This window comes from Desulfosporosinus burensis (assembly GCF_054657535.1).
This window is the reverse complement of record NZ_BAAHYN010000051.1, coordinates 1-995: the sequence shown is the minus strand read 5'-3', so window position 1 is coordinate 995 and position 995 is coordinate 1. Positions and strand designations below refer to the sequence as shown.

The 995-nt window shown below is 38.8% G+C and carries 1 protein-coding gene; it reads left to right on the top strand.

Annotation, left to right across the window (positions count from 1 at the left end):
- Positions 1 to 226: 226 nt before the first annotated feature.
- Positions 227 to 995: RpnC/YadD family protein (locus ACYQ3Q_RS28275; RefSeq protein WP_459931719.1), on the top strand; the 769-nt coding region annotated here is incomplete at its 3' end.

The window sequence follows — 995 nt, the reverse complement described above, 5'->3', positions numbered from 1 at the left end:
GTACTTCCCGCAATTTGTCGAATGGATACAATTCTGCCAATTGCAAAGAACCCCTGGAGGCCAAATAAATAAGGCAATCCAGGGGTTCGTGAATATTCCACAATGCTATTGAGTTACATTGCACGGCACGTCCCTCTGTCCTGTTGGAATTGTGTTGACGTAACCTAAAGAGTAGTCATAGATCGTAGCCTATAGTATAATATTTACAGGAAGGTAGGTGAGTAACTTGCCCAAAAATGAAGCAAGCTCAGAACGGGTAAAACTGGATGAAATACTGAAATCCCTGTTCACAGTATCTAGCAAAGTACTGATAAACATGTTAAACAGCCTATTCAAAGAAAACTATGCAGCAGAAGCAACCGAGGTGAGTTTCGCTAGCAATGAATTCGTTGACGATGCTTATAATATACTAAGAGGAGACCTGTTTCTGAAACTCAGCGATGCTGACAACAAATCTGATCATTATCACATAGAGATACAGACCCTAAACGATGACAGCATGGTTATCAGAATGCTAGAATACGGAATCAGCAAAGCCAAAGAAATAGCCAAATATGAAGGAGACCAGGAAGAAACGGTATTCTATATACCCAAACAATTGGTCATCTTCATAGAACAAAATCCGAGCATCAAAGACGAATTAAGACTAAGACTAATATTTCCTGACGGACAGGAAGTAAAATACCGAGTACCGGTAATGAAATACTGGGAATACAGTAAAGAGAAGATCATAGAACAAAAGCTCTACCCACTATTGCCATTGCAGGTATTTAAATTGCGCTATCAGATGGAAAAAATAAAAAATAGAAAGAACCATACAGAACAAGAACTCCGAGAAATAATCAAGGAAGCCCAACAGATAGTGGAAAACATATCCAATGAAGCGGCCAGACTGTTTAAAGCTGAGGAAATAGACGGAGAAGACCTGCACAAAATACTCTTAGCTAATGAAGAACTCTTCAGATACTTAAACAGTAGATATGTAAAGGATGAAA